Annotated in this window: 14 protein-coding genes and 1 tRNA gene; 7 read left to right on the forward strand and 8 right to left on the reverse strand. The window is 49.3% G+C overall.

Annotated features, from left to right (window positions below; translation table 11 throughout):
- Positions 1 to 11 precede the first annotated feature (11 nt).
- The 5 genes from ACSYSY_RS08465 to ACSYSY_RS08485 all read left to right on the forward strand — a co-directional run bounded on the left by ACSYSY_RS08465 (position 12) and on the right by ACSYSY_RS08485 (position 10,591).
- Complete coding sequence (locus ACSYSY_RS08465; protein WP_491707125.1) at positions 12 to 1,340, forward strand: homoserine dehydrogenase; 1,329 nt, start codon at positions 12 to 14, stop codon at positions 1,338 to 1,340.
- 1 nt (position 1,341) lies between these two features.
- Complete coding sequence (gene glpX / locus ACSYSY_RS08470; RefSeq protein ID WP_491707126.1) at positions 1,342 to 2,343, forward strand: class II fructose-bisphosphatase; 1,002 nt, start codon at positions 1,342 to 1,344, stop codon at positions 2,341 to 2,343.
- Positions 2,340 to 4,142, forward strand: coding sequence for a single-stranded-DNA-specific exonuclease RecJ (gene recJ, locus ACSYSY_RS08475; RefSeq protein ID WP_491707127.1), 1,803 nt, complete (start codon positions 2,340 to 2,342; stop codon positions 4,140 to 4,142). Before glpX ends, recJ begins: the two co-directional genes overlap by 4 nt.
- 41 nt (positions 4,143 to 4,183) lie before the next feature.
- A tRNA-Glu gene (locus tag ACSYSY_RS08480) sits at positions 4,184 to 4,259 on the forward strand.
- A gap of 311 nt (positions 4,260 to 4,570) precedes the next feature.
- A complete protein-coding gene (locus ACSYSY_RS08485) occupies positions 4,571 to 10,591 on the forward strand; it encodes an autotransporter domain-containing protein (RefSeq protein ID WP_491707128.1) in 6,021 nt (2,006 codons plus the stop codon).
- Positions 10,592 to 10,782: 191 nt separating this feature from the next.
- Here ACSYSY_RS08485 and ACSYSY_RS08490 read toward each other — a convergent pair whose 3' ends face one another.
- From ACSYSY_RS08490 to ACSYSY_RS08520, 7 genes are all read right to left on the reverse strand, one after another.
- Positions 10,783 to 11,418, reverse strand: a complete 636-nt coding sequence (locus ACSYSY_RS08490) for an invasion associated locus B family protein (RefSeq protein WP_491707129.1) — start codon at positions 11,416 to 11,418, stop codon at positions 10,783 to 10,785.
- 203 nt (positions 11,419 to 11,621) lie between these two features.
- The gene (locus ACSYSY_RS08495; protein WP_491707130.1) at positions 11,622 to 12,554 is read right to left on the reverse strand and encodes a hypothetical protein; all 933 of its coding nucleotides are present in this window, start codon (positions 12,552 to 12,554) and stop codon (positions 11,622 to 11,624) included.
- Positions 12,555 to 12,826: 272 nt separating this feature from the next.
- A complete protein-coding gene (locus ACSYSY_RS08500) occupies positions 12,827 to 13,831 on the reverse strand; it encodes a transporter family protein (protein WP_491707131.1) in 1,005 nt (334 codons plus the stop codon).
- Positions 13,832 to 13,873: 42 nt separating this feature from the next.
- Positions 13,874 to 14,992, reverse strand: coding sequence for an asparaginase (locus tag ACSYSY_RS08505; RefSeq protein ID WP_491707132.1), 1,119 nt, complete (start codon positions 14,990 to 14,992; stop codon positions 13,874 to 13,876).
- A 113-nt stretch (positions 14,993 to 15,105) separates the two neighbouring features.
- Positions 15,106 to 16,704, reverse strand: a complete 1,599-nt coding sequence (locus ACSYSY_RS08510) for a bifunctional aspartate transaminase/aspartate 4-decarboxylase (protein ID WP_491707133.1) — start codon at positions 16,702 to 16,704, stop codon at positions 15,106 to 15,108.
- Positions 16,705 to 16,738: 34 nt separating this feature from the next.
- Positions 16,739 to 18,433, reverse strand: coding sequence for an aspartate-alanine antiporter (gene aspT / locus ACSYSY_RS08515; protein WP_491707134.1), 1,695 nt, complete (start codon positions 18,431 to 18,433; stop codon positions 16,739 to 16,741).
- A 490-nt stretch (positions 18,434 to 18,923) separates the two neighbouring features.
- Positions 18,924 to 19,634, reverse strand: coding sequence for a polyprenol monophosphomannose synthase (locus tag ACSYSY_RS08520; RefSeq protein ID WP_491707135.1), 711 nt, complete (start codon positions 19,632 to 19,634; stop codon positions 18,924 to 18,926).
- Positions 19,635 to 19,854: 220 nt separating this feature from the next.
- Between ACSYSY_RS08520 and ACSYSY_RS08525 the strand changes: the two genes are divergently transcribed.
- On the forward strand, positions 19,855 to 20,520 hold the full coding sequence (locus ACSYSY_RS08525; protein ID WP_491707136.1) for a DUF421 domain-containing protein: 666 nt from the start codon (positions 19,855 to 19,857) through the stop codon (positions 20,518 to 20,520).
- A gap of 9 nt (positions 20,521 to 20,529) precedes the next feature.
- Here the strand turns inward: ACSYSY_RS08525 and ACSYSY_RS08530 are convergent, their stop codons facing one another.
- Entirely contained in the window at positions 20,530 to 21,447 is a 918-nt protein-coding gene (locus tag ACSYSY_RS08530; protein ID WP_491707137.1) for a LysR family transcriptional regulator, read from the reverse strand.
- 108 nt (positions 21,448 to 21,555) lie between these two features.
- Here ACSYSY_RS08530 and ACSYSY_RS08535 point away from each other — a divergent pair, with 108 nt between their 5' ends.
- A complete protein-coding gene (locus tag ACSYSY_RS08535; protein ID WP_491707138.1) occupies positions 21,556 to 22,260 on the forward strand; it encodes a pirin family protein in 705 nt (234 codons plus the stop codon).

The following is a 22,260-nucleotide window of genomic DNA, read 5'->3' on the forward strand; positions in this document are numbered from 1 at the left end:
GAGTAATCAAGATGACATCCTCCTCTTCCCTTGCTCAGACTAACACCGCTTTTCCTCCACTTCGTTTAGGGATTGCGGGGCTCGGCACTGTAGGAGGGGGCGTCATCCGCCAGTTACAGCAGGAGGCGGCTCTGTTAAGTGACCGGACAGGCCGCACTCTGACAGTCACCGCTGTCAGCGCACGAAACCGCCATAAAGACCGTGGGCTCACTCTTGAGGGAATTCGCTGGTACGATGACCCGCTGGATCTGGTGCAGGATCAGGACGTTGACTGTGTTCTGGAACTGATCGGTGGCGCTGAAGGAACGGCCTATAAGCTCGTCGAAGCCGCTCTGAAAGCACGCAAGCCCGTCATTACCGCAAATAAGGCGCTTATTGCCCTGCATGGCGACTATCTGTCACAACTAAGCCAGTCTTATAAGACGCCTCTCTTTTTTGAAGCCTCCGTCGCTGGAGCCATTCCCGCTATCAAACTGATGAGAGAGGGACTGGCAGGCGACACCATTAAAATGGTTGGCGGCATTTTGAATGGCACGTGCAACTATATTCTTTCCACCATGGAGAAAACAGGGCGTGATTTTGATGACGTCCTGAAGGAAGCTCAGGAAAAAGGCTTTGCTGAAGCTGAACCTTCTACCGATATTGATGGGTGGGATACCGCTCATAAACTGGCCATTTTAGCCGGAATTGCGTGCAAACCTGTCCAGTTTGACAGTCTGATCGTAGAGGGTATCCGCCATATTACGGCTCATGATCTGGAATTTGCCCGCAAACTTGGTTACCGGATCAAACTTCTGGGCATGGTCAGATATCATGACGAGGATGAAACTATTGAAGCATGGGTACGTCCTTGTCTGATTGCCCATGATACCAAGCTTGCTCACGTCAATGATGTATTCAATGCCCTTACGTGGGAAGGCACTTACAGTGGCTCCATGACGATTTCCGGCCGTGGTGCAGGTGAAGGCCCCACCGCTACGGCTGTTATTGCCGATATTATAGATCTGGCACGGGGAAATCATCTTTCCCTCTGGGGGCGCGTGACAACAAGTACACCTGTAAAAGTACGGTCTCTTAAATCACTTTATGGTGCTTTTTATATACGGCTTCTTGTCAATGACACTCCAGGTGTTATTGCTGACATCTCTGCCGTCCTACGCGACCAGGGTGTTTCTGTTCATCATATCACACAGCATGATGCCGATGCCCAGAGAGCCTATCTGGCTGTTATCACCCATCCGGTTGAAAATACGGCAATTATTAATGCTGCAGCACGTTTGAAGGTTCTGCCTTCAGTGCATGGCTCACCTTTGATTATTCCTATTGAAAGGCTATCCTGACATGCAAGCTCCTTTTCGCCTGACTGGCCGTAACCTTGGTCTGGAACTCGTAAGAGTGACAGAAGCCGCTGCCATCGCCTCCGACTATTGGACAGGCCGCGGGGAAAAGAATGATGCTGACGGTGCCGCTGTCAAAGCCATGAGAGAAGCGTTTGATCATGTTGCCATTGACGGCACAATCGCTATTGGCGAAGGGGAAATGGATGAAGCCCCGATGCTTTATATCGGGGAAAAAGTTGGATGTGGCGGCCCGGCTGTCGATATTGCTGTTGACCCTCTGGAAGGCACAAATCTTTGTGCACGCAGCCTTCCGAATGCCCTGACCGTCATCGCTCTGGCTGATAGCGGTCAGTTCCTTCATGCCCCTGATGTTTACATGGAGAAAATTGCCGTCGGGCCTGATCTGCCTGAAGGTGTCATTGATATTGATGCCCCTATTGAAAAGAATTTGCGTGAGCTGGCCAAGGCAAAACGGAAATCCCCTTCCGAACTGACCTTATGCGCCCTGGACCGGGAACGTCACGAAGAGATGATCGCCAAAGCTCGTGAAGTGGGTGCCAGAGTCCGTCTTATCAGTGATGGTGACGTGGCGGCTGTGATTGCAACATGCCTCCCCACAAGTGACGTTGATATCTATGCCGGAAGCGGCGGCTCTCCTGAAGGGGTTCTGGCAGCAGCGGCTATACGCTGCATGAAAGGTTCCATGCAGGCGCGTCTTCTGTTTGAAGATGATCACCAGTTCCAGCGCGCCCAGGCCATGATGAAGGGACAGGACCCCAAGCGCCGTCTGGAACTTGATGACCTTGCCCGGGGTAATGTCTTCTTCTGTGCGACAGGCGTTACATCAGGTGACCTTCTTGACGGTGTGAAGACCCTCAAGACCGGCTATAAGCGGACAAACTCCGTCATTATGCGCTCTGAAACCGGAACAATCCGTTACGTCAGTGCGTTCCATCATATCGTAACCAAACAGCAGCAGACTAATTTCTTTCAGGAGTCATGAGTCTTCTTTCTTCTGAATCCGGCACTGTGCTCAATGTTGAGTTCAGTGCCGGGAAACGACAATGGCTCTGGCGCCAGAGCCCGTTAAATGAAAGCCAGCAACGTCTTGTTCTGGCTCTGGCTCAGCAGACGGGATGCACAGAGCTTCTGGCACGCATCCTGATCAGCCGGGGGATAGAACCCGGTCAGGTAGAGGCTTTTCTGTCGCCTCGCCTCGATCGTGACCTGTCTGATCCCTCCTGTTTCAAGGATATGGACGCGGTTGCCCACCGCCTGGCCGATGCCGTGGAACGCCATGAGACGATTGGTCTCCTCGGTGATTATGATGTCGATGGAGGTTGCGGCACGGCTCTATTAGCCAGTGTCCTCAGAGAAACGGGATGCACCGTCCTGACCCATATCCCTGACCGTATCGCTGAAGGTTATGGCCCCAATAAACCGGCTCTGGAAGGCTTTATTGCACAAGGCGCTTCCCTGATCATCTGTATTGATTGCGGGACGGCTGCCTCCCTGATTCTTGACTCATTTGAAGGCAAAGCGGACCGGATTGTCCTGGACCATCATAAGCCTAATGGGGGTCTTCTCCCCAAAGGTCTGGTCATTAACCCCAATCGTCTGGATTGCGATTCAAATCTCGGCATCCTGTGCGCCACGGGCGTTGCTTTCTTTGCCATCGTCGCCCTCCGGCGGGAACTGAGAACGCGTGGCTGGCTGGAAAACCATAAATTCCCCAATCCGCTTTCCTTACTGGACCTGGTCGCTCTGGCCACGATCTGTGACGTTATGCCCCTGCGCGGCATTAACCGCACTCTGGTAACGCAGGGCCTTAAAGTCCTTAATAACAGCCAGAGGCCCGGGCTCGCCGCGTTGGCAGACTGTGCTGGCGTACGCGATAAAACCAACGCCATGGCTTGCGGCTTTGCCCTTGGCCCGCGCATTAATGCGGGCGGGCGCATCGCTCAATCCGACCTGGGGCTCAAGCTTTTGCTAAGCCCGTCTCTGGATGAGGCCCATAATCTGGCAGAGCAGCTTGACCAGGTGAATCGTCAGAGACAAAGCGTTGAAAGCGCTGTCCTTCAGGACGCCATGGACAGGGCGGAACATCTGGTCAGTTCCGGTCATGCCGTCATTTTTCTGTACGATGAAAACTGGCACCCGGGCATTGTCGGCATCGTTGCAGGACGGTTGAAGGAACGTTTCAATCGCCCTACCCTGATTGGCGCCTTATCAGAGGGAACCATTAAAGGCTCTGCGCGCTCGGTTAATGGGCTGGATATTGGCAATGCCGTTATTGCCGCTCAGCAATCCGGCCTTCTTCTGGCCGGTGGCGGCCATGCCATGGCGGCCGGTTTCACGCTGGACGTTACCAAGGCTGAAATCTTTTATGATTTTCTGGATAAAACACTCTCTGAAGCCTTGGCCCTCCCTCCTCAGGCCTCTCTCCCGATTGACGGGATCCTGAAGATCGCCGGAGCCACTCCTGCTCTGGCTAAGGAACTGGCACGTCTGGCGCCTTTTGGGAATGGCAATGAGGAACCTGTCCTTGCCATCAGTCCTGTGCGATGCGTAAGGTCCGACCGCATCGGCAAAGACGGCAATACGCTGCGTGTCACGTTACAAGGCGAGGATGGCTCAACACGTCTTAAGGGTCTGGTCTTCCGGGCCGGGGAAAAAGACTTCACACCCCTGCTTGAAGACAGGACACGCCCGCTGCTCCATATTGCGGGACATCTGCGCCTGGAAGAGTGGCAAGGTGTAGAAAATCTAACTTTTTTCATTTCTGACGTTTCTCCCTCTTGACGGCGGGATATAAACTCTTTATCAACCGCCTCACGCCTTTAGTCCCGTTCGTCTAGAGGCCTAGGACATCGCCCTTTCACGGCGGCAACACGGGTTCGAATCCCGTACGGGACGCCATTCTGTGCCATTAGAGCCATACAGAATGAGACAGTGCATTTTCACAAAAATTATTGTTATTTCGAATCTTTAATAAGATTCAATTATTCATGCATATGAATTATGTTATTTATATGCGCATATATTCCGCGTTAATAACAAATTAGTGAATGATATTTATCACTCTTAATATCCGTGCAATCTATTTAATAATTTTTTCTTGCATACGCAATAGATTAACCATTATTTAATCCCTCTTATTTCGTGAAAAACTTTCTACCATAATAGTCTCATAGTCCCCAACTGAATCTCAAAATGCAGGATTAAACACCGTGCGACTTTCTGATACCCATAACACTGTTCTTCATTCTCTCAATAAAAATCAATCACTTAGATATATAGGCGCTTCAGTCAGCCTGATTGCCTTGATTATGGGGACGTCTCTTTCAGCCAGAGCTGAGACTATTACCTACGGAACAGCACCGAACGGTAATGTAACGCTTGACCTGACTGCCCAGTCCGGAGAGACACTGAATATCGACACGTCCCATCCTGAATTTACGAAAGATAAAATTGCCAGCGTTAATGAGCTGACCGTTAATGGTGGTGGGACAATTATTGTAGGCGATGGTTCCCCCGAGGTTAACACAAACTTACCTGATTTTTCAGCGGATAATCTAAAATCCATTAATATAAATGAGGGCACTCTCACTATAAATCATCCTGATGACAATCAAAATGGCGTCTCTCAACCTTCTTCTATCATTGAAGGTAATACCAATGTGGCCAATCTTACAATTGGTAAGAACGGGACGCTGGATCTGACGCACGACACTAATGATTCAAATGATGACGGCAAAATTAATAGCGGTACTGACATTTACTCCAATGTTGCCAACTTAACTGGTAAGGGAAAAATTTTACTGGGCAAATACGGAAGTTTTATGGTTTCCGGGGATAAGAGCGTTTTTGCAGGTCAAATCATCGGAAGCGGTGATTATGACATGAGCACACTGCCTTCCTACACCGCCCCCTTCGACGAATCTTATGGTATGAGTGAAGGCCGTACCAATTTTACAGAATTTAACGGCAAGTTTTCTGATTTCCAGGGAGCGACGATTGAAAAACTTCCCTGGTTGGACTTCGCGGGGACAGATTACACCCTCGGCTCTCAACAGGCACAAGCCAGTCACACCTCTATTCGCATGGGAACACAGATAAATGTCGGTGAGGTCCTCATTGCCAATGGTGGGAGTCATGAATCCCATATGGCTTCAGTCATTATTAGCGATTCCGGCACGAACGTAAACACAAGCCAGCTTATTATTGGCCAACAGAGTGGTGATATCCCACTCAAATTATCAGACGACGGAAAAACACTTTCCCAGCCTGTACGCCCTGCCTATGATGACGATTCTGACGTTGGTCACGGTCGTGCTGATGGCACTGCATGGGTTTCAAATGGAGCCACCGTTACTATAGCAGAAGGGGGCATACATACCGGGCTCTATATAGGAAATCATGCTGGCTTTGGTTATGATGAAAGAGGGGCAGATGCTTCCAGAAATCACCTCGATGAAGCCGATATAGACGGCGACAGCGTTGGTACGCTCCATATCACGGGTGATAATGTCAGCTATGACGATAAGGGGAATATCAACCAGACAGACGGGAATAATGGCGGCACCGTCAATGTTGATAAAGGCACACTTTGGATCGGGCCTATCAACCTCATGGACACAACAGCTGGTTCAGGCTCTGGTCTGATTACCGTCGATCATGGCGGCCAGCTGAATCTCAATGACTCCTTTATCGTCCTCGGTGGGGAAAATGGCACCGGTAATATTGAAGTCAATAAAGGCGGCACACTCAATGTTACAGGGACACACCCAAGTGGCATCAGTGATGACAATACAAGCCGCACTTTCAGCCAGACGCGCCAGGGCGCTGTTACGGTCAATGACGGGGGCGTTCTTAACATCGGTAACAGCTCTGAAGCCGGGGTTCTCAAAGTCTATGGTGACCTGAACCTTGCACAGGGTGGCACGACAAACTTCTATGAAGGCACGACCACTGATAAGGGAAATAAAGGCGATGCCTATAACTCTTATGCGGACGTTCATGGAAATCTGACACTCGGCGGCAACATTTCCATCAATGCCATTGCCGGACAGAATAAAGGACAGAAGGGCGCTGTTGACCTCGGAAGCTATCACCTGTTCGATTACACAGGAACACTGGCTGCCGCAAAAGACAAAACATTCACCGCGACACAGGCTGGTCAGACAGGCACATACGTCTATGACATGGCCGATAAATCCGTCAATGTCATTGTCTCAAACGCAACAGACAGCAACACAACCCAGGACAAACCTGGAGCCGGGGCTGGTTCCGACAACAATGCCAACACTGGGACAAGCGCTGGTTCCGGATCAGACAATAGTGCCAACACTGGGACAAACGCAGGATCTGGATCTGACAACAGTGCCAACGCTGGGACAAGCGCTGGTTCCGGATCAGACAATAGTGCCAACACTGGGACAAACGCAGGATCTGGATCTGACAACAGTGCCAACACTGGGACAAACGCAGGATCTGGATCTGACAACAGTGCCAACGCTGGGGCAAGCGCGGGCTCTGGAGCCGACAATAGTGGCAACGCTGGAACAAGCGCAGGGTCTGGGTCCGACAATAGCGCCAACACTGGAGCAAACGCTGGGTCTGGATCTAACAACAGTACCAATGCTGGCGCAAACGCGGGGTCTGGGTCCGACAATAGCGCCAACACTGGGGCAAACGCTGGGTCTGGATCTAACAACAGCGCCAACGCTGGGGCAAACGCTGGGTCTGGATCTAACAACAGCGCCAACGCTGGCGCAAACGCAGGGTCTGGATCTAACAACAGTGCCAATACTGGCGCAAACACAGGATCTGGATCTGACAATAGCGTCAATGCTGGGACAAGCGCAGGGTCTGGATCTGACAACGTTACAAACACTGGAACAAACACAGGATCTGGATCTGACAACAGTGCCAACGCTGGGACAAGCGCTGGTTCCGGATCCGACAACAGTGCCAACGCTGGGGCAAGCGCTGGTTCCGGATCTGATAACAGCGCCAATACTGGAGCAAACGCAGGATCTGGTTCCGACAATAGCGCAAACGCTGGTTCCGGTTCCGACAACAATGCCAACACTGGCGCAAGCACAGGCTCTGGATCCAATAACAGCGCCAACGCTGGAGCAAGCGCAGGGTCAGGTTCCGACAACAGCGCTAACGCTGGGACAAGCACAGGCTCTGGATCTGACAACAGTGCCAACACTGGAGCAAACACAGGCTCCGGGTCTGACAACAGCGCCAACACTGGAGCAAACACAGGCTCCGGGTCTGACAACAGCGCCAACACTGGGGCAAACGCAGGATCTGGAGCCGATAACAATGGCAACACGGCGGGTTCTGGCAACGGGACCGATAATGGCACAATTACGCCGCCGGCACCGTCTCCTGCTCCGACGCATGTCATTTCCGGGGGCAATTATCAGATCGATCATAGCGCTGGCCAACCTGACGTTACGTCTTCCCTTCACTTCAGCTCTGACGCTGATGGATATCAGACCGTTTCAGAAGGGACGATCACAGCGCCGGTCAGTGCCAGTGGCAGCGGACAGAATACGCTTGAAATCAACAATAATGACGGACAGACTATTGCTGCCATCAACGCCTCTATTACCGATAACGGAAATAATGCTGTCGGTATTCAGAAAACAGGAACAAGCACCGTCTCGCTCAATGGCCAAAACAGCTATACGGGTGTAACCGATGTTGTGGACGGCACACTCGATATCAGCAAAACAGGTGATATTTCCTCCAGCAGCAAGACAGAAGTGACGTCAAAAGGCACACTGAATGTCTCCGGCAAAACTGGAAAAATTGTTAATAACGGCACAGTAACCGTATCAGGACAGACGGGAGATATCTCTAACAGCCTTGGTACTACCGTTGTTAATGGGAATGGTCAGGTTGCTTCCATGACCAATAACGGGCATGCCATTTTTGACGATAGCGCCAAACTGACAGGCACGTTAAGCCAACAATCCGGCCAGCTGGAGCTAAACGGCACGACAACAGTCAACACATTGGCGACTTCTGAAGACCAGGGGCTTGATCATCTTGCCGGGCTGAACCGCAAGGATTCACTGACAAGTCAGAGCCGAAAAGACTTTGTTGCCCAGCAACTCAAAAACGCGACCGATCCGGCCGCCAAAGGGCTGCTGCAGGCTGTTAGTGACAGCATCAATGGCAAAACCGATACGGTCCTTGATGATCTTAAAGCCACCAATAACCTCTTTACAGTCGGCGATAAGGCGAATGTCACTATCAATAACCTGACAGGGTACGGCACTGGTTATCTGGGAGATCAATCAACGCTCACACTTGCCGGGGATCATACAGCCTATGGTGATGGCCTGTTTGGTAAGGGAAAACTCAACATCACAGGCAAGAACGCTGTCCTGCAGGGGTCAAACTATTACTCTGGCGGAACAGAAGTTGCCACAGGGGCCAGTGTCACAGCAGAATCCCACTCTTTTGGCACAGGGGCTGTCGCTCTTGACGATAAGAGCACTCTGAACGTTATTGAAAACAGCGCCAGCAGCTTTGACAATACATTAAACGGCACAGGGACATTCAATAAAACAGGTTCAGGTACTCTTACACTCAATAAAGAGGTTGATGATTCCGGATTTGCCGGTCAGACCAATGTCCAGTCTGGTCTGTTAACGGTCAATAATACATTGGGCGGAACAACCAACGTCCTGAAAGGGGCTGCCCTTTCCGGAACAGGCACGCTTTCCAGCCTGAACATGGCGTCCGGTTCTGTGCTTGGGGTTACGCTCGATGGTGCCGGCAAAAATGGCCCGACCATTTCCGGCATCCATGTTTCCGGGGACGCGGCTATCAATGACGCGACCATGGCCGTTTCTGTCCAGCATCTGACCAGCCTTGCCCTGAACAAGGACTATGTCACACAGGCTCTTGACTTCAAGACCACAGGAACAGGTTTCAGCCAGACAGCTTTCGATACCATTTTTGTCAAAGGCAAGGCAGAAAAGGGTGATAACGGTCTCTGGAACCTGGATTACCGCCGCTACGCCTCTTATGGCACATGGGCCAGAACAGCCAATGAGCGCGCCATGGCCAATGCTCTGACACAGGCAGATCAGAAGGGCGTCACAACCTCCTTTATGGGATCTCTGGAAAATCTGGCTGCTGGAAATGATGCCGGAGCGCAGGCCAGACGGGCCTATAACGCCCTGTCTGGTGAAATCAATGCTGATGCCAAAACAGCAATGGTGAATGACAGCTTCATGATTCAGGAAGCGGTTATCAACCGCCTGGATTGTGCTGGCGATCTTCTGCGTGCCCGCGCCCTTGACGGCAAACAGCAAAGCAAAGGCTATTGCGACGTTGACCCGAACAAGCCTGTCACTGTCTGGGGAACAATCTACGGACAACAGGGCCGGAATGCAGGCACGTCCAATGCTGGTGCTTTAGGGCAGTCCTCTATCGGCTGGATCATGGGCGCTGATACGCTCGTCCAGGGACACTGGCGCGTCGGTGGGATGCTTTCCTACGGTCGTGACTGGTTTGATGCCAAAGGTGGAAGCGGCTCTTCTGCCCACTCCAACTCAGCAACGGTCGGCGCCTATATCGGCAATGCCTGGCGCGTTGGTGGCTTGATGCCGGATGCGGCCATCACGTTCAAAGGAGGTGTAAGCTATTCCTGGAACATGATTAATACGAACCGTAAAATCTCCTACGGTGCCTATTCGAGCCACGCCTCTTCGAGAAATCGTGCAGGCACAGGGCAGGTCTTTGCTGAAACGGGATACCGTATGGCCTTTAATGAAGGCACAGCGCTCCCGCTGGAAGTTGAACCCTTTGTCCGTATGACATACGTAAATTACGGCCAGGACAGCTTCCGTGAACATGGGTCTGACGCAGCCCTGCGCGTTAAAGGACAGAACAGCTCCATGGGCTTCTCAACGATGGGAATCAAAGTAGCCACGAGCCTCTCAATTGGCAAGATTCTCTTCTCCCCTCATATAGAAGCGGCTTATCGTCGTGCCTTCGGGCGCACTGATGCTCATGTTCGTCAGGGATTTGTTGCCACGAATAATGGCTATGACATGACGATCTGGGGTACAGGCCTCTCTGTCGACACAGCCCAGATCAACACTGGTTTTGGTATGCGTCTGACAGACCGTCTCGATGTTAATGTCGATTATATCGGCCAATATGGCAGCAGCCAGACGACAACGGGTGGCTCAGGAAGCATCCATTACAGATTCTGATCAGAGGCGAACCTCTTCAGAATGCGACTCAGACAGGGCGTCCTCAGGGCGCCCTGTTTTTATTGAAACGCTCTTATCCATACTTCCCTGAACTGCCCTCTTCAGATTTGTTGCAACCTTCCTTTTATGAAAGAAGCCATAAAAAAAGGAGGCTGGGAGCCTCCTTTTCCTGCTTTATAAAGCCACATTCATTAGTGGAAAGGAGGATGATCAATCCATTCCTGAACACGTTCCATCGCCATATTAAGACCTTTGAGAGAGAAGGAAATCTTCAGCTCATTGGTTCCCTCAAGTTTGGAGGCGAAGAAGTTTCCTACGTAGGCCTGCTGGAATTGCTTGGCGACGTCAGCGCTCAGGTCCGTGCTGGAAACACAGCCTGAATTTGTGCAGTTCTCCCAGGAGAGAGACACGGGCTTATTCTTATCTGTAGAAACACGTGGCTGTTTCTGAAGGGATAATCCTTCCGGAGCAACAACAGCCAGATGCCATGGACGCTGTGCCAGAGAAGCCTGGCTGTTATTGGGGAGCGTACGTGCCAGAACAACGATTCCTAAAGGAACTGGACGCTGCCCTTTTTGTTGCACTGCCAGTTCCTGCTGGATGACACAATTTTGTGGGCCAGCGGCAAGAGCATCACCTTTAAATGTGCAGCGATAGACCCAGTTCCCAACGGTACCGGAAGCAGTAACAGGTGTAAAATGACCAAAGGCATCGGTTGCTGGCGCTGGAGCCGTTGTCTTGGCCTGTTTTTTAGAGGCGGCGAAAGCCGGTACCCCTATGATGATCGTTGAGGCCAATAGACAACGAGAAAGAACTTTAAGAATCATTGAATATACATCCAATCTTTATTAAGGATCTTTTTCAGCATACACGATTGACGTAAAAACAACAGATCTCCCCCATAATTCCGGGTAAAGTTTTAACCAGAGTTCTATTGGAATTATAGTGAGCTGAGACGAGCGTTTTTGCAAGGAACAAAGAAGGTTGGAAGACTATGTTCCAAATAGTCTTCTCCCTTATTAAACAAACGTCAGAACATCGCATTTACAGCGAATTGTGGAGCGACAGAGAAGTCATTATTGTGCCCGGCAAATACAAAGGATGAGCCAAAAATAACACCCCAGCTGTCATTCCAGCTATATTCCACTGCCGGAGCAATTTGCCAGGATCCGGAAGAAGAACCGACCTCGTGAAAGTAATGACCGCTCCTGTCATGTCCCCTTACACGCGCACCATCGGCCCAGTCACGATAAAGGTCCATAGCCAGCACCCAGCGTTGGGTCACCCCATATTCCAGGGCGAATCCTGTTTCGCCATGCATTCCTGGTTGAGCCCGTCCCCTGAATCCCTGCTCAGTGCCGTAACTTGTTTTGTCTTTAAGTGAGGCCGTTGTCACAGGCTTGTAAAACCAGTTCCATATCCTCAGGCGCAGTTCATGATTTCCGGGCAGAATATAGGTGGATTGCTCAGTCAGACCGAGGCGGAATGTGAACGTGCCAGTGCCCATTCCATCCTGATCGTGCCCCAGATGGTTATAATCACCGGTCGGAAAAACCATGCCAACATAGATATTAAAGGCTGGGATAAATCGTTTCGGGTCTGGCTCCACGTAACGATAGATCAGATCAACAGGCATATCCCCGGCCTTGGGACCATGAGAGTGACCCGCACCGTGCTTCCATTGGTAATTCACAACGGTATGCCATTCAAAGGTCAGGTTCCGGGTAAGGCCATATTCCCATAATGTGTCATTAGAAAAAGAGCGTTGCAGAGGATGAGACGCCTTCATGCCACGACCGTGACTATCGAGAGCCCCTATAGGTTGGGTATAGGTATAATAAGGCTCAATATCCCAATAGCCTTTGGGCACCCCGCCGGAAGCCGAGATCAGAGACCCTGTGTACCATTGCTCAGCCCGGGCTTTGGACGGCACGGAACACAGGCATAGCAGGCCAGCGGACATGACGTAAAACTGTGATATATATTTTCGCAGAGGCTTTTTAACTATAAACCCTTCTCTCAGCGTCCCGCGCCTCTTTCCCACTAACTGACCACTCCATTCCGCTTACAATATGAATTTAGTTATCGTTAATCGCGAAGCGTCAGGGAAAGTCAAGCGAATACAGAGCTGAATCTGTATTTTATAATATGACGTGGCAAATCCGCTTAAAAACAGACTATGCATCCCGTCCACAAGGAAAGGCCGGACCCTGCAATCCAGCCCCCTTCTCTTTCCTAAAAGACAGAGTTGATTGCGAACTGCGGAGAGACCTGAATCCCCGTATTATGCCCTGCAAAATAGAAGGGAGAGCCGATAATAATGCCCCACCGTGGGTTCCAGTTATATTCAAAAGCAGGAGCTATCTGCCAATCGGTCGAAGCAGCGCCTGTTTTTTTGGAATAATGACCAGCGGCATCATATCCCTTAACGTGATTACCATTCCCCCAGTCATGAGCGAGGTCCATTGCCAGAACCCATTTCTGCGTAACAGCATATTCCAGGGAAAAACCCGTCTGCCCGCTCATTCCAGGGTGGCCGCGTCCGCGGAACCCATAAGATGTGCCATAACTGGTAACATCTTTCAGCTTGGGCGAATTCAGAGGGCGCCGGAACCAGTTCCAGACTCTTAGACGTAACTCGTGATTTCCCGGCAGGGTGTAAGTTGACTGTTCGACAAAGGCCAGACGAAAAACGTAAGACCCCGTTCCTATACCATCCTGGGAATAGCCCAGGCGGTTATAGTCACCTGTTGGGAAAATAACCCCTGTAATAATACTGAATGCCGGGAGAAATCGTTTCGGATCAGGATCTATAAACTGATAGATCAGATCAAGCGGCATATCCCCTGCTTTGGGGCCATGAGAATGACCTTGCCCATTTTTCCATTTATAATTCACAATTGTATGGATCTGGATACTCAGGTCTTTCCTGAGCCCATATTTCCAGAGGGTGGAATTGGAGAAACTCCTCTGAATAGGGTGTTTCATCGGGCCCGTTCCCCCATGTGGATTGAAATATCCCATAGGCTGACTATAGGAAAAATAAGGCTCCACATTGAGAGACCCTGCCCCGGTCGCCCCGGAGGGAGAGACTAGCGAGCCTGTGTACCACTGCTTTGCCTCAGCCCCGGAAACAATACCTAGCATCATTGCAAAAAAAACAATAAGCTGGGCTGTATATTGTTTTATTTTTCCCAGATTTTTATGCAGGCACAATTCGCCTGTCCGTATCTTTTGCATGACATTCTTCACTTAACTTATAAATAGGCGTCTTTTGGGGTCTTATAGCCCCGACGAAAATACTTTCTGCATCCTTAACGTATTCGTTACGCTTCCGGCAAGAAGTAACTGGAGCAGTATCCGTGATTTCTGAGGATTTAGATCGTAAGACGCAATGAAATTATATTTATCGTCACTAATTTCAACATTGCGGTTTACAAAACCATCCCCTACGCGACTGGACCTTACGACGACCACGCCTGCCTTTACGGCCTTGTCCAAGGCTTCAAGAGCCTGTTGAGAGACATTTCCATCCCCCATTCCTGCAACGACAATTCCAGCCACTTTCGCTTTTACCGCTTCATCAATCTGGCTGGTGCCCATATCAACGTGAGCATAAATAATCCGCACGTCTGGAAGTTGATGATTTTCAGGTAACTTCAGATGAGTCACCGGCAAAGGTTCCTCAAAAAATCTCACACTGGCAGCATCAACCGCTCCAATAGCGCCCCCATTACGGGACTGAAACGTTTGGAGGGATGTTGTATCCGTTTTCGTGACACGGCGTGCCGAATGAATGGTGTCGTTAAGCACAACCATGACACCGCGACCTTGCGCTCTTTTATCGCTGGCTACTTTGACGGCTTCATATAAATTTGCAGGACCATCGGCACTGATCGCAGTACTGGGGCGCATGGCCCCTGTAAGAATAACGGGATGTTGGCTATCAATCACATTATTCAAAAAGAACGCTGTTTCTTCCATCGTATCAGTGCCGTGCGTAATCACAACGGCGTCAGCTTCATTATTGGCAAAAGCCTTGTCGATACGTTCTGCCAGTTTGAACCATATCTGCGAATTCATACTTTGGGACGGAATATTCGAGATTTGTTCCACCTGAAGTCTGGCCAGTTTTTCAAGACCGGGAACCCCCGCGATCAAATCACGCCCCGTCAGGTCTCCTGCATTATAGCCGATGGCTGAACGCTCATCAGCTTTGCCGGAAATAGTACCTCCTGTTGCAAGGATTAAAACCCGTGCCTGCGGTTCCTTCATACGTTCTCTATCCGCTTGTACTGTCATGATATGAGAGGACGGTCCCTGCCCGGTATTCTGGGCCAGAGCCATACCTCCCTGGAAGGAAAATGCTCCTATAGCAATAAACGCCATTTGTCTAAACATACGACCCTCCTTAATTATTTGCACAAAGAATTGAACTTCCTGTATCGGAACCCGGAAGTCGCCGAAAACGACCTCCGGAACTGTCAGAACTCAGTTTAAATGATCAGAAAACGTTAGTTCTTCTTTCCTTTTTCACTTTGAAACTGGGCGTAATATTCCTCTGCCATTTTACGCAATGACCGCCCGATAGCGGCATATTGGTACTCATTGAGATTAGCCAGAGACCCCCGTGCCGCAGGACGCGTCGCCCCGAATCCGGAGGCAGGAAGCAGGACAATTCCCGTCTCAGCAGCCACACGGAACAGGATTTCCCCAGTGCTTGCACGGCCGAGCATCCATTTTGCGAATTCTTCGCCATACAGAGCACGGCTACAGATTTCCAGGTCAATCAAGGTGTAATAATCAACCGAATTGGCATCTTCTGCAGGTTTTACACCAAGCTCACGATATAAGGCGGCTTCCCGGCGGCGAATCAGGCTTTTCAAAGTGGCTTTATAACGCCCTTCAGAATCCATCAGGCCGAAGAGTGAGAACATAACCATCTGGACCTGCTGCGGCGTTGAAAGCCCTGCTGTATGATTAAGAGCCACGGCCCTGCTGTCAGCGACAAGACGGTCAATAAATTTGAGCGAGGACGCATCATTGGTCAGGCTTTCATAACGATGCGCCTGATACTGTTTCATTTCAGCAGGTTGGGCTGCCAGCCTTGCGTCAATGGCATTCTTTTTATGCATGCCGATCACACCAAGACGCCACCCTGTCGCCCCGAAATATTTGGAGAATGAATAGACCAGAATGGTGTTGTGAGGGCACAGAGCGTAAAGCGAGCGGAAATCATCTGCAAACGTGCCATAGACATCATCTGTCAGGATCATCAGATCCGGGCGCTCTTTAACAATGGAGGCAATTTTTTCCAGACAGCTATCATCCATCTTGACCGAAGGAGGATTGCTGGGATTAACGCAGAAGAACATTTTCACGGCAGGATCGCGCAGTTTATCAAGTTCTTTTTCAGGATATTGCCAGTTAAGGGAAATATCTGCCTGAACGGGCACAATCTCCAGTCCATATTCCTCAAGCTTCGGGATCTCGATATAAGGCGAGAAAATCGGCATTCCGAGCGCAATTTTATCGCCCTTCTTAATCAGGCCATTCTGCTTGAGAGAATTGAAAACATAGGCCATAGCCGCTGTTCCACCCTCTGTTGCAAAAAGATCCGTGCTATCGAGTGATACATGCCCGCCAACCATTTCACGCAGGACATACTGGGCAACAATCTTCTCACTCAGCGTCAGCATCCGTGGCGGTGTGGGATAATAACACCCCAGAATGCCCTCCACGATTTCCACCAGGAACCGATCAGCCGGAAGTCCCATCTGATCCCGGACATAGCTCAGGGCCGTAGAGAGAAAACGTGCTTCCTCCTGGCTATTATGGACGGCCATAAACTGGTCAAACCGGCCTTCAATGCCTTCAATTCTGACAGTCCCTCCCAGCCAGGGAGAAAGATAAGACAATGACAGGCGCGATTCACTCAGGGCAAACTGCCCCAGCAGGAAGAAGGCAGCGCGCGGCAGGGTTGCAAGAAAATTGGGATTTCCCCGTCCTGCATTTAGCATTGTGCGGTCTGTCCGTGATTTTGCCAGCTTGATTAATTCGTCTTTTAACTCAAAGGGGCTTAAAGAGGCATATTTAGAGTAATCAATTGTCATGATCAGACTTCCTTCTTTTTATTGATTTCTGCTTTCAGGCAAAAGCGACAACAAGTGGGCCAAGCAAAGTCAGCAGAATATTGGAAATGGCGTATGTGAGCGCAAAGGGCGTTGTCGGCACGGAATTTCCGGCCTTATCCAGAACCTCTCCGAACGCAGGGTTGGCGCTTCTGGACCCCGCTAAAGCACCGGCAAAAATGGCACTATTGTTATAGCGCAGCACGTAACGCCCAAAGAGCAGGGTCAAAAGAAGCGGGACGATCGTTACGAGCATTCCCAGGCAAAACAGGACAACACCATGATGGGCAATACTTGTGATAGCCTGTTGCCCCGTCTGTAATCCCGTTACAGCGACAAAACCGGCCAGTCCCAGGTCTTTCAGAAGACTTGAGGCAGCCATAGGCATATTGCCAATGGTTGGATGACGGTTCTGATACCACCCGAAAAGCAGACCCGAGAACAGGGCGCCCCCTCCGCTACCCAACGTCAGGGAAACAGCGCCGATCCGAACAACCACCAGTCCTATCAGCAAGCCGACAGCAATCCCAAGAGAGTGGAAAATCATATCGGTTTTGAATCCTGGATTGAGGATTCTACCAATATGCTGGGCAACACGCTGCACGTCAGAAGCCGTGCCGAAAAGGGTGACGATATCTCCCAGCTGGCAGCATGTTTCAGAGGTAAAGGGAATGGATTTCCCATCCCTGATGACCTTAACCAGATACACGCCATGAATAAAATGCGGTGAAAGTATCTGGGCACATTGGGCAACGGTTTTTCCAGAAAGTTCCTGTGCCGTTACGACAACATTGGTCCTCTGGAAAACAACATTCAGTTCGGGACCATGCGTGACTTCCCGGCCGATTTTCTGCCCTAGCGTGACAAGGACGTCACGAGGCCCAAAAAGGACGACGGTATCGCCAGGCTGAAGTGCCGTATCAGGGCTGTTTCCGACTGTTTTGCGACGCCTTACGACCCTCTCGACCGTGACGCCTTTCGCCATGGCCTCGACCTTCGCGACCGTGAGATCGTTTTGCGTAATCTGATAGGCTCTCCCGACCAGATCCGGTAAAGCCGGCACCTCATTTTTCCCGGAAAGGGACATGCCCCCCATCTGAGCCGCTTCCACTTTCAGCGCGTCATCACGGATGCTGCGTTTCATCACCCACGGCAAGACATTACAGCATATGATAATCGTACCGAGCGTCCCGAAAATATAGGTAATCGCATAACCGACTACGACATTTCCCTGCAGCTGATGCAGCTGTGAGAGAGGTAGTTTCAGCGTCTCAAGAGCTGAATCAGCCGTTCCGATAATCGCTGTCTGCGTCAGTCCTCCAGCGGCAAGGCCGGCTGCCATCCCTTTATCAAGGTGAAACGACCGGGCAATTACGACAACCGTCAGTAATCCTGTTGCTGCAAGAACAACAGCCATCATGATTTCTTTGAGAGACTGTCTGCCCAGTGACCGGAAAAACTGAGGGCCGCTCTGATACCCTACAGCATAAATAAACAAGGCAAACAACACATTCTTGATGCCGGAATCAATCGAAATGCCAACCTGACTGACCAATAAGGCGGCAAGGAGAGATCCGGCCACACCGCCTAACTGGAATGTGCCAAATTTTATCCGCCCTATGATGTAACCAAGAACGAGCGAGAGAAAGAGCGCTATCTCCGGCGATTTCTGCAAAATAGCAGAAATAAAGGAAAGGATAGAATGAACCACGAGCACCTCTTTTTATTTTCATTGTGAGAAACCGTGGGATGACTCCCTGATTTCCGCAAAACTTCCCGATGCCTTAAAAATACCATCTTTTTTATTTATATAATTATAATAATTCTGTTTTTAAGATGGATTTGTAAAAATAAAATTATCACCTCAATAATAATGATTAAGAGGAAAATGCCAATTTAAACAATAAGTTATATTATTAACAAAACATATATTACATATAATAAGGTTATATAAAAATTATATATTTTGTTTTATTAAATAAATAGTTTTATAAAATAATTAACAGTGAAGTTTCATGACATAAATAAGCGTATTTCCTGAAAAATATTCCATCAAATAGAAACTTTATATCTTTTATAAGCAGAATTATTTTTTGTATTTATATGTGATATATTTTTGAAATATTACAAATTATTTCATAAAAAAGTATTATATATTGTAATATAGAGTGACTATCTAATCCAACATTTAAAAACGTTCCTTAAAAACGCTTTAAAACTGCCTTGAGGCTCATAACAACGAACGAAACCATCACACCAAGGCCCAATTTACTCTGACCATGAAGCCGTTTACGAAAGATCATGGGAATTTCAGAAATCACAATGGAAGAACGCGTATTCAAAACAATATCCAGCAGGATTTTAAAGCCCTTTCCTGACAGAAATGGAGCCGTTTCTTCAAAAACTTCCCGCCGGATCATAAAGAAGCCACTCATAGGGTCTGTCAAAGGTGCCCGCGAAATAGCCGCAGCAAGCCTGATACCCGCTTTTGATAAAAATTCCCTCCAGGGAGAAGATAAACCTTGTGCGCCACCCCCTTCAATATACCGGCTGGCCACGACAAGATCTGCCTTTTGAGAACGCAATAACGCCAGCATGGCACGCAGGCACGTTTCATCATGCTGCAGATCACCATCCATGACGGCTATATAAGGAGCCGACACACTGAGAGCCCCCTCAATCACCGCAGAAGAAAGCCCTTTACGGTTTAAACGTAATATCCCTCTTACGCGCGGGTCAGCCTGGGCAAGGGAACGGATTTTCCTGATCGTGCCATCCTGGGAATGATCATCAACAAAAACAATCTCCCATCTGACGTCAGGCAACGCTTTTTTAACAGCTTCAACAAAGGGGGCAATATTTTCAGCCTCGTTCAGGCAGGGAACGACAATTCCAAGCTCTGCACATTCCATATCTCACTTGCCCCGTAATGATATACGCCTCTACCGGCAAAGACATTTACAGCTTGTCATTTTCAAGCAAATCCAACGAAGGATGACACTTACTATCTCTTCCTGGCTTTTACAATTACGAAGTGTTTTCCAGCATGTTTCAAAGCAGCCCCACTCTTGCAGGATACCAGGGAAATAACCAGATTATCTTAATCATCAGGTTCAATCTGGAATATGCATTATGTTCTATCTGACTATGTTTGCAAAATTGATTGTTGGATTTACGTTAATTATTGCTTATCTCAATATCTCAGGTCGCACACAGCTTTCTCAAATGAACTCTGTTGATTTAATCGGGAATTTTATCCTGGGCGGCATGATTGGCGGGGTCATCTATGCCGATAATATATCATTTCTGGAATATATATCCTCCCTTATTATAGGGATTCTTATATTATTTATCTTTAATTACTTATATAGAAAATTTTATAATGTACGCGCCATAACAATAGGTCGCCCTATTCCGATTATCTGTAATAAACGTTTCCTGATGGATAGTATTGGGAATAAAAATAATAAGATTGATATGCTTAATGTCGCCTCACAGCTCTATGTGAGGGGCATTATGTCCTTTAAAGAGGTTTATTATGCCCAGATAGAACCAAATGGGCAGGTAACCGTTGTGACCGATAAGAAAAACCGTCCGGCAGCGATTGTCTGTTATGAAGGGAAAATTCGTGAAGAGGATCTGGCACTCTGTCACAAAACAGCTGAAGATTTTTTTCAGGATATGAAAAAACACGGTATTGAAAAAGTTGAAGATATTTTCCTGGCAGAGCTCCAGCATGGCCGTTTCTCATATGTCTGCCAGAATGGACGACAGATCCCTGAACCCTCACTCAGCTAGAGGGTGTTACTACCGCGCCCATGAGGCCTGTTTGAGGCGAGCAACCAGCCAATTGATGAAAACATCAACCCGGGCAGGACGCCGTGCAAGGGGTGGTGTCAGAATATGAAGGAAAATTTCCTCCAATCGCCAGTCAGGAAGAATCACCTCAAGCGTTTTTTCCCGTAATTGTTCCTCAATCATAAAGAGCGGAAGAAGGCCAACACCATTCCCTTTTTCAAGAAACGGGATAAATAGTTCGGCGTTGTTACTATAAAATCTGACTTTATTTAAATTTATGATTAAATCCTGACCGCCTTCTTTCTGTAAATGCAGTGTTGAGGATGTGGAATTGCGTGATGTTGTATAAATCACGCTCATATAATGCTCCAGGTCACGCGGTTTTATGTCCCCATGCTCTCTGAGCCACTGCGGGCTTGCGACAAGGGAACGGGGCATTTTGCAGACCTGCCGAACTTTCAGTGAAGAATCAACCAAAGCGGAAATTCTGACCGCCAGATCATATTGCCCGCTTACCAGATTGACTTTTCTGTCTTCACATTCCGCCTCTATTGTAATGAGCGGATACTCATCCATAAATTCGGCCAGAAGAGAGGCCATATGATATGTGCCGAAACTCGTTGGCAGAGAAAGCCTGATCAGTCCTCGCAAAGGTCCATCCTGCTCTTTCATTCCTCCTTCAAGAGCCACTCCCTCTTCATATAATTTACGGGCATGTTCCTGCGCCTGCTGCCCGGCCTGCGTCAGGGCGATCTGGTGAGAGGTGCGCTGAAACAACGCAACCCCGATCTGCTCTTCCAGCCTGGCAATAGCGCGGGAAATCGTTGGACGGGACAAACCGAGTTTCTGTGCGGCACCGGCAAATGAGCCCTCTTCTGCCACAACTGAAAATATCGCCCATGCTTCAAAATCCGGTAGTCTTGCCACTGTCATATTCCTGTAAAACAGAGTTTCTATTTTGATCGTAGTTTATTCACCAATTTGATGCGACCCTGGAGGGAAATACATCACCTGATTTTCATTAAGGAAACAACTATGATCGAAATCCGCCCATACGCCTCCTTAGGTCACGCTGACCATGGCTGGTTAATCGCCTCACATCATTTTTCATTTGCCCATTATTATGATGCCGACCGTATGGGATGGGGGCTTTTACGCGTATGGAATGATGACCAGATCGCGCCTCAGACCGGTTTTTCCCCTCACTCCCATGAGAATATGGAAATTATTACCTATGTGCGCCGGGGAGCCATCACGCATCGCGATAATATGGGCCATGAAGGGCGCACACTCGCTGGTAATGTACAAGTCATGTCTGCCGGGACAGGGATCACCCATAGTGAATATAACCTTGAATCCGAAGACACACTGATTTTCCAGATCTGGATTTTACCTGATCGTAAAGGCCACAAACCTTCATGGGAAACCCGCCCCTTCCCCAGGGAAAATCGACAGGGACAGTTTGTAACCCTTGCTTCAGGCTTTCCTGAAGACCAGGGCGCTCTCCAAATTCACACTTCCGGCAGAGTGATGGGAGCAACGTTGCAGAAGGGGGAAAGCCTCACTCATGAACTGGCACCCGGGAGCTATGCTTATCTTGTGCCCGCTACCGGAAACGTCATCCTCAATGGCAAAACACTGAACGAACGTGATGGAGCCGCCATTAAAGATGAAACAAAGCTCGTTATAACCGCCTCTGAAACGAGTGAACTCATTTTAGTCGAAACGATTGTGCAATAA

It is taken from the genome of Aristophania sp. ESL1100, assembly GCF_058511235.1.